The organism is Mycoplasma imitans ATCC 51306, from assembly GCF_000518305.1.
GTDB classification, from domain to species: domain Bacteria; phylum Bacillota_I; class Bacilli_A; order Mycoplasmatales; family Mycoplasmoidaceae; genus Mycoplasmoides; species Mycoplasmoides imitans.
The window spans coordinates 90,212-99,783 of sequence record NZ_JADI01000007.1 but is presented as its reverse complement, the minus strand read 5'-3'; the positions used below and the strand labels follow the sequence as shown (position 1 = coordinate 99,783).

The 9,572-nt window shown below is 29.9% G+C and carries 4 protein-coding genes, 1 tRNA gene and 1 pseudogene; 4 read left to right on the top strand and 2 right to left on the bottom strand.

Annotation, left to right across the window (positions count from 1 at the left end):
• The first annotated feature begins 11 nt into the window (after positions 1-11).
• Positions 12-1,883 (top strand): FIVAR domain-containing protein, encoded by a 1,872-nt coding sequence (locus P690_RS0100910; protein WP_027121927.1) that lies wholly within the window; start codon positions 12-14, stop codon positions 1,881-1,883.
• A gap of 553 nt (positions 1,884-2,436) precedes the next feature.
• On the opposite strand, the gene P690_RS04490 is transcribed toward P690_RS0100910, so the two are convergent.
• A complete protein-coding gene (locus P690_RS04490; protein ID WP_051420955.1) occupies positions 2,437-3,414 on the bottom strand; it encodes a DNA-methyltransferase in 978 nt (325 codons plus the stop codon).
• 1,010 nt (positions 3,415-4,424) lie between these two features.
• On the opposite strand from P690_RS04490, the pseudogene P690_RS03925 reads away from it, so the two are divergent.
• A pseudogene (locus P690_RS03925) lies at positions 4,425-6,101 on the top strand (hypothetical protein).
• A 193-nt stretch (positions 6,102-6,294) separates the two neighbouring features.
• Here P690_RS03925 and P690_RS0100895 read toward each other — a convergent pair.
• Positions 6,295-6,368: transfer RNA gene (locus P690_RS0100895), tRNA-Thr, on the bottom strand.
• Positions 6,369-6,807: 439 nt separating this feature from the next.
• On the opposite strand from P690_RS0100895, the gene P690_RS0100890 reads away from it, so the two are divergent.
• Together P690_RS0100890 and P690_RS0100885 are read left to right on the top strand one after the other, a co-directional pair.
• Positions 6,808-9,243 (top strand): hypothetical protein, encoded by a 2,436-nt coding sequence (locus P690_RS0100890; protein WP_027121926.1) that lies wholly within the window; start codon positions 6,808-6,810, stop codon positions 9,241-9,243.
• A 28-nt stretch (positions 9,244-9,271) separates the two neighbouring features.
• Positions 9,272-9,571 (top strand): HU family DNA-binding protein, encoded by a 300-nt coding sequence (locus P690_RS0100885; RefSeq protein WP_027121925.1) that lies wholly within the window; start codon positions 9,272-9,274, stop codon positions 9,569-9,571.
• Position 9,572 lies beyond the last annotated feature (1 nt).

Sequence of the window (9,572 nt, the reverse complement as noted above, 5' to 3'; positions counted from 1 at the left end):
TTTAACTTTAAGTGAAAAGAAAAAACATATTAAAGTTTATTAGTTTATTAGGTGTTGGTTCATTTGTTAGTTTAGCTGTTGCTAGTTGTGGTCAGGTTGCTACTCCTAATCCAGAAAAACCAAAACCTGAAGACCCTTCAAAACCTTCTAATCCTGGTAATGATGAAGCCAAGCAATTAGCTGATGCTAAAGCAGAATTAAATACATTAATCAGCTCACAACGGTATAAAGTTGGTTTATATGGTGACTATGCTAAAATTCAAAAAAACTTATCTGATGCATATGCAGCAGCTACAGCAATCAAAGATAATGCTAATGCAACTCCTGATCAATTAAAAACTGCTAAAAGTACTTTGCAAACAGCTATTACTTCAGCTGAGAGTGAAAAAACTGCGTTTAACACTAATAACCCTAAATTAGTTGAAGCTTATACGGCTTTAAAAACTACATTAGAAGGCGAAAGTAAAATCTTAAGTACACTAAATACAGATACATATAGTGGTATTAAAGCTCGTGTAGGTAATTTGTATGATCTTGGTAAAGCTATCACGAATAAAACGTTGCAACCTACAACAGGTGATATGCCTACAACTGATCAAGTAACTCAAGCAAATAGCAATATAAATGAAGCTATAACTCAAGAAAAACTTGATATGTGAAAACAGAATGCTGATATGTATTCTAAATTTGATAAGCAAGTTTTAGATAAATCTAGTGTAATTTTATCTGGATCTGGAAGTCAAGATCAAGAACAATCAACTAATAACAAACAAGCTCCTAATTATAGTTTTGTTGGTTATAGTGTTGATGTTCGTGCTTCTAATGAAGATAAAGCTCCAGCATGAAACTATACTAAAAGAACTGTATTTACTATTGATGAAGATTTAGTTGACAATCAGAATGGTACAGATGATACTAAACCGCTAACAGATTTATCATGAAATTATAGTTTAAATGATCGCGCTAAGTATAAATTAAAGTTTACGTATTACGGACCAACAACAGCTTATTTATATTTTCCTTACAAATTAGTTAGATCAGATCAAAGTACTAAGGTTGCATTAGATTATTCTTTAAACGGAGCAGAAGCAAAAGCAGTTAATTTTATGACTTCAAGTGCTGAAGTTGAAGCAACAAATCCAAGTGCAAATGAAGATGCAACTAACCCTGCACCAACAGTAAGTGAAATTAATGTAGCTAAATTGGTGTTAACTAACCTTAAGTTTGGTGAAAATGAAATTGACTTTAGTGTTCCTAGTGAAAAAGTAGCTCCAATGTTTGGTAATTTCTATATCACCTCGTCAACCAATACAACTAATAGTATTAACGATGATATTTTTGGTAATATCGTTAATAATGATAATAATCAAGTTACAGTTGATTTATTAAAAGGTTATAACCTAGCTGCGGATCATTCAACTTTTTTTGCTCAATATGCTAATGCTACAATAGATGGTCAAGATGAAAAGGATCGTTACTTAGTAGGATTTATTGGTGGTTCTGATTCAAGAAGATTCACTGCTGAAGGAACATCAACATATCCATCAAGTACTGGAAATGCTAGAAGTGTTACATTCTATGTAAATGCGCCACAAGATGATAACTACTATGTTAGTGGTCTGTACAATACACGTGCAAATAGAACAATAAAGTTATGAACAAAAGATGAAGCTAAAAATTTTGTTCAAATAGTTAATTTAAATTCAAGTGGACAAATTAAGACTTTTGATACTAAAACGCAAACAGGGGTAACGAATAAGACTATCAAATTATCAGCTGGTTTGAATAAAATAATTATTAGAAGCACTGCAGATAACAGCGCTCCAAATATTGGTAACTTAACATTTACATTAATGCCTGCTGAAAATGTTTCTACTGAATAAAATATAAACAGTCGCTAAGTTAGTTAATTAAATTTATATTAAACATCGGAACATTAAGTTCTGGTGCTTTTTTAATCAAAATACCAATAATTTTTTTTAAATTAAATTTTTAGCAGATTAATTTTTGTATTAAATTTCTAAGAAATGCATACTAATTTATAGATAAGTTAAAAAGTGACTTCAACACTACTTAAAAACTATCACATTAAGTATAGTGTTAGATAGTAAAAAATGCATGAAATGTTTGTCAGGTTAATGAAGTCGAGTCTTTTAAAAATTAACCTAAAAAAATACCACGAACAAAACTAAAAAAATAAAAGTGTATTTTAAAAAATCACGCAGTTCAACATTTAGTTCGTGCCTTAGCTCTTTATTTTATTGTCCAAAATATAAAATATAGAATTTCTTAATCATCGTTGTGATTAAGAACAAATTTTAAGTTAAGCACAATTTTAGTTAATATCTAAAAAATCATGACTTTAAAAAACGATAAAAATTAAAGTGTGTGACTTTCGAAGTTATTAATAACTGTGAAGTAAATCGTTAATAAAATTTATGTTTTTGAGATTCTATTCTGAGCTATTTCAAAATAACCTTGATCTAATTCACAACCAATAAATTTACGATTATGCTTAATTGCAGCTACACCAGTTGAACCTGATCCCATGAAGCAGTCTAACACCAAATCATTTTCGTTACTAAACATCAAAATTAATTTTTCCATTAATTCTACTGGTTTCTGGGTGGGGTGAAAATAAATATTTTCCTTAGAAACTTTTAAGATATTTGATAAAGTTTTAGAATATTTTGAACTATCTAACTTAACTCCTTTAGACTGATTTTTTTCTAAATCTCATTTATTTTTTAGCTGCTTAAATGAAATAAATTTATCCAATTTATCAATCTTAAATTTATCAATTAATTCTTTATAAAGACCTTCACTAAGTAATCCAAAATTTTTACCTGTGTAGCAAAAGAAAAATTCTAGTTTTCTATGTCCTAATTTTTCATGAATTTTTCTTCTTTTTAAACCGATAAAAATAAACAATTGTTGCGCATATCAACGGCAAAAATGCATATTTTTATCGATCTCAAAATTATTTGCAATATTATTAAACGTCCGTTTATTCTGCTTATTTTCGTTGTGAATAAAAACAGCAATATTTTCACTAAAAGATAAAGGCATCTTATCTGCGTTAAATCCCTGGGCAGCATTATTCTTTTCTCAGATAAGCTCATACTTAAAGTCTTTTATGTTTGCTAAAATCATCTCAGAATAAGTTGGTTGTTGCCCAAACGATAGAATTGTTCCGCCATCTTTGATTACTCTATTGAAATGTTCGAACATTTGAATTCAATCGATATTTTTGTCTCAATCAATCTTTTTCTTTTGTCCTGAGAGTTGCATACCATTAATTTTTCCATAAGGTGGATCAATACAAATCAAATCAATACACTTATCAGGTAATGATTTCAATAGTTCTTTGTAGTCGCAATTTCTTATATCGACTTGTTTATTTGATTTTTTCATATTAATAACGCCTTTTGTTACAGAAAAAAGTTTGTTTAAAGTTTTAGTTAAATATGCACCTTAGATATAAATTAATTTTAGGAATTGAATCTTAATAATTATAAGTTAAGCCTTAATAATAAGGCTTTAAAATAAGATTGATTACTTTTTATATATTCTAATATCTACTATTTATTCTTAAATACCATGGTGGTTTTTGGTTTCATTTAATTTAAGAAAAAAATAGTTTTAAATAAGCTGTGGTGAAACCTAAGGGGCCCGATTCAATTTTCATATTCTTGAGTGTATAAATTATTAATCTGTTCGTTAATAAATACCCAGTCTTTAAGTGGTACGCCAAAGCTTTAATACGATAAATACTTTTCGGTTATGCTTTTGTTAACCACTAAACTTAATAATTGTTAAATTGATCTTTTTGATCTTATCTAAAGTTTTACTATCAGTATAGTTTGCATAGCGCTAATACGTATAACTGTTATATTCTAGGGGTTTATAGAAAAACTATTAATACTTTCAAGGCTTTGTTTATCATCAATGATTTCAAGCACTTCAAGCGGTTTATCGTTATATCAACTATAACATTACCATTAGAGTCTTTTTTATAAGTTTTTTAAGAGTAAAAAGCAGTGAAAGAAATATCTTGAACAATACTATTATCACGAAGGCTTTTTTGCAATCATCATAAACTGCTTCTCTTTGTAAATCAGATCTATGAAAGAATCAAACCCTTGTTAATTAATTCCATCTACTTGTCACCCAAATTATTTAGTATCTAGTGTTAATAACTTTTAATTTTTAGTTAATAATTTAAGATGAAAAAAGAATTCAATTAATATTTTTTTCTTAAAAAAAACAAGTTCATAATTTATGAATAAAAACAGAACACTTTAAAACTTATTACTCTGTTTGGAATAAGTTCTTTTGTTGTTTTTGGTATTTCAAGTTGTACTGCAATCACGTTGAAGGGAGAAAATCCAGGCGGTAACACAAGTCCATTACAAGCAGCACGCATGGAGTTAACTGTCTTGATTAATGCTAAATCTAATACGCTTGATTCATTTCAAGATTATGCCAAGATTCAAGCTGGGTTAACGTCTGCTTATGGTACAGCTGAAACTGTTAATAATAATACGAATGCTTCAATTGATCAATTAAAAGCAGCTAGTGCTGATTTAAAAAATGCGATTAACAGAGCCAATGACGCTAAAACAAAGTTTGATACCGATCACCCAGAGTTGGTAAGCGCATATAATGATCTTAGATCAACCCTAAATCAGCAATCAGCTACTTTAGCAGGATTAGCTGATCCTAATTATGAGGCAATTAAGACTAATTTAGTTAGTCTGTATAATGATGCAACAACCTTGATTGCTAAGACATTAGATCCGATTACTGATACAGCACTTTTAGATGCTGATTCAATCAAAGCAGCTAATGATAAAATTAGCAACTCATTAACAACACTAGATGAACAAAAAGCAAATGCTGATGGCTTAGCAAATAGCTTTGTTAAACAAACACTTCAATCTGAAGCAGATAATTTTATAGGTGGTAGTGAAACTATGACTAATGTTCAACCGCCTAACTATAGTTTTGTAGGTTATAGTGTAGACCCAGGTACAGTTAACTATAATTACGCAAAAAGAATGGTGTGAAATGGTGAGAGTGAATCAAGCTCTGTAGTTAATAATTCAGCCACTTTAACAGATGTTTCTTGAGTTTATAACTTAGCAGAGGGTGGAGATCATAAATATAAATTAACTTTCAACAGTTTTGGAACTTCAAAAATCGGATTTTTATATTTCCCGTATAAGATTGTTAAGAATGTACAAAGTGCTCAATATGGATTGCAATATAAATTGAATGACGGCACGGTTCAACCGATCGAATTTATGACCGGACCTACTGGTAATGAAACTGCCATAGTAAATAATCTTATCCCAACTCTTGCAGATATAAATGTTGCTAAAGCTATGTTGACTGATATTAAGTTTGGTCAAAACACTTTAGAATTTAGTGTTCCTGAGAATATAAAAGGTCCGATGATCGGTAACATGTATATAACTACACTTGATATAAATGCTAATAAGATTTATGATGACATTTTTGGTAACACTCTAAGTAGAGATGGTAATACTACTGCTGTTACTGTTAATTTGACAAAGGGTTATAATTTGGCTGCTGATCGATCAACACTTGTTCGACAATTAACTGGATTAACTGGAAATGGTGTATCAGCAACTACACCTTACTATTTAGTAGGATTTATTGGTGGGTCTGATACTAGATCTGTACCAACAAATACAAATAATCAATCTACACCTTCAAGTAATAATGAAAGTAGAACTTTGACGATTTATATAAATGCACCATAAGCTGGAACTTATTCAATCAGTGGAACATATATTTCTGGTGAAATGAGAGGATTAAAATTTAGTTTAACTGGTGTTGAAAATGTTCAAATAAATAACATGAATGCAAATAATTGAGAAACATTAGGAGTATTTAATACAGCAACTGCTGCTGATAACGCTTTACAAAGTGGTAAGCGAACCTTACAACTAAAGGCTGGATTAAATAAGATTGTTATCTCAGAAGTAGCTGCTCAAGGTAATAGTAATGCTTCAAATATTGGTAACCTAACATTCACTTTAAACAATACATCTTCTAGAACTAATAGTAGTTAAAAGCGAACGCTTGAAATAGTAATAGCGCTATAAAACTAAAACGATAATCTTAAAAATAAACAAAACATATTTTTAAAATTAATTCAAATTAAATACCAAAACATCAGCTAAACCCTGATGTTTTTTTGTCAAAAATAAGAAAAAAACCCATTCATCTAAAAATGAATGGGTTTACTATGAATAACAATATCAATGGTGCCGAATACGAGAATCGAACTTGTCTTTGATGCTTACCATGCATCTGTTTTGCCACTAAACTAATTCGGCGCGTATTAATTATAACCAATTTAACTTGGAAAGTTAATTTTAATAAAACTAGATTTTGTTTTGAACTTATTTAAACAAGATTTTTATATCTTTTTAAATGTTTGTTATTGCTTGGTTCGATAATACAATGCGCTTATGGATTTTATTTACAAGCTAGATATATGAAACATTAATAATTATCTAACCAATCTTACTTAATAATGCTGGTTCAAAAGTTAGTTTTCAACCAGTATTTACTTCCTTATTATATAGCCAGATGTTCTAAGCACAAAATTGATTTGAGCAAATGACTGTATAATACTGATTAATTTTCTTGAAAGAACGCTCGTAAAAATATTAATAATATAAATAATATTATTAAGAAAAAAAGCTAATACAAACCCCTTGAATTCCGATTTTTTGGTCATTATAATATTGGCACACGATCAAGCATTCAAGTATGAAAATTAAAAAAATCGCAAAAAGCTTTTTACTAGGTAGTTTAGCAACACTACCACTAATTGGTGTATCAGCTGGTTTAATCAATAAACAAGTTAGTATACCTAACACTAACTTTAACTTAACTAATCATTCGACTAGTGTAGTAGCTGATACCACCAACAACCAAGACCAATTACAAAAATGAAGTAACGATCTTTCACAATACAAAAAGATCGACAACGACCAAACCTTATTTCTTGGTAAAAACTACGTAAGACTTAATAGCACTGTAGTTTTTAACCAAGAACAAAGAAGATTAATTCAACAAACTACAGTGGGTGTTTATGATCAATTAAACAACCAATTACAGGCAATCACTTTATCAAACGATTTCAAACACCTATACTTTGTTGATAACAACGATCCTACCAAAGGATTTGTTGCTACAGATGATTTACATAATGCGATTTATTACCCAATTGATTTAAATACTGGTTTAATTGATCAAGAAGACGCTTGGGCGATTACCACCCAAAAACAAGCTAGTAATGTAGCGGCTTATCTATCAACACAAGGTGATGATCAAAGTGATCTAGTTAAAAATGCACGTATCGTTAGTTTTAGTGTTGATAACAACCAACTAAAAGCGGTTGTATACAACCAAAATGGTAGTTTTGTTGTTCAAAACATTCCCGCAATCAACAAAGCGTTTAGTTCAATCAAGATTGTTAAATCTTTTTCAATTAATAACGCTTTGTTTACGGGAATCAACTTCTATGATGATCAAAACCAATTAGTGGGATCTCAAATCATTAACATTAAAAATGGAATGTACGTACCTGGTGGTGCTAGTTTTGATATCAACCGTCAGATCAATGCAATGGTTTATGATGCTGATCATAATGCAATCTATGTACAATACTACTTTATAAATGATAATACCACCCGTATGTGGTATTACTCAGTATCACCAATCGACCAATTTGGTCAGATCGGAACAATTCCAAATGAGAACATCTTTTCAGATTTGATCTTTATTAAAGGTGAAGGGATTGTTGGAATCAACAAACAAAGATCAAATCTAACCCTATATCCGTTTGAAAAAGATCGAATCTTAGCAGCTCCGACTTTTAAAGATGTTGCTTCAAGTTATACAAACGATTTCTTCAAGAAAAATAGTGATAAGATCACTAACATTGTTTTTGATCAAAAAGATCAAACTTTTGCGGTCTTTTATAATAGCAATATCTACACTGATGGAATTGTTAGCTTTAGCTTGACTGATTTTAAAAATAAATCAGATGTATATAGTGATATCGTACCAATCTATATTGATGAAGTTAAACTGATTGATGAGATGAATACAGCAGCTTATCAAAAAAGTTTCGCTTCAGTCTATGCTAAAGCTGAACGTACTAATGATTTTGATAAGTTCTTAGTAATTCCACAGTTTTATAAAACCCTAGAAAACCAATCTAAGGTTAACCAAGATGATCACTGAAATCTAAGTTATAGTGCTAATGAAAATACGGGAACAATTAGTTTAAGCATTAAGTTGCTTTATCAACAAAAGCAACTAAACCTATTAGATCGTAATCTAATCGGTTTTGAACAAGTTAATGCTAGTGATATTAAAACACACTACAACAAAAACTCTACACTACTAGATAAAACACCAACTGAGATCAGAAGATTATTAGATGATCCAAGAACTGTTCAAGAAACCAAACAAGCAATCTTTGATCTATATGGGTTTGATCCTAAGTATAAGCAACTACCTTATGATGTAAGTATTCAAGATAGTTCAGTATTAGGTAATGTAACTTTTATCTTTAAGTTCTTAACAATTAAAGATAATAGTATTCAAGCTAACTTTAAAAAAGACGGATTAGTTAACCAAGCAGCAGTCCTAGCACCAGCAACCACTAATAATTTCTTAACGTTTGATGAAAGCTTCAAGTTATCAATCGAAAGATGGTTTATTCCTGTTGTGTTGATTGCATTAATTGTGTTTATGTTGATCGTATCAGCGCTAATCTACTTCTTGATTATTCAAAGAAAATATCCTAAATTACTCGCAAATATTAAGCAAAAACTAAATCCACAAGTGGTCGATGAACCAATAGAAGAAGAACCAAAAATTGTTTCAATCAACGACCACTTATTAATCAACCAACAAAAAGATGAGATTGATCTAACTAAACCAAGTAAGTTAAAACTAATCAATAAGTTTAAAGACTTCAAACTAAAAAAAGCTAAAGCAGAAGCTGATTATTTCAAAACCAAAGAGATCACAATTCAGCACGAAGAAAAAACTAAACCAACCCAAGTTAACACTAAGTTAACTCAACAATCAAGTAAAAAATTAGCCACAATTGATCTATTCCATAAACAGATGGCAAAAGATCAATTGAGTTGAAATCCTGAAATAAAATTAACAAAAGAAATTCAATAAGTTTAAAATAATCTAAAATATATACATTATGGCAAAAATCAAAACATTAAGTGCTGCGGAATATCTAAAAGAGATTGCAGACGAAACCAACCTAAAAGTTCAAGACATTCGTTTAGTAGTTACTTCTTTGCAAAAAGTCTTAATCAAAGAATTAGCTACTACTGGTGAAGTAAGATTATTTGATATTGGTAAATTCAAATTAGTAACTACTAAACCAAGAACTGGAATCAACCCTAAAACTAAAGAAAAGATTCAGATTCCAGCAGGTAAGAAAATTAAATTAACTGTATCAAAAATCTTAACTGATGGAGTCGACGCTCACAAATAGT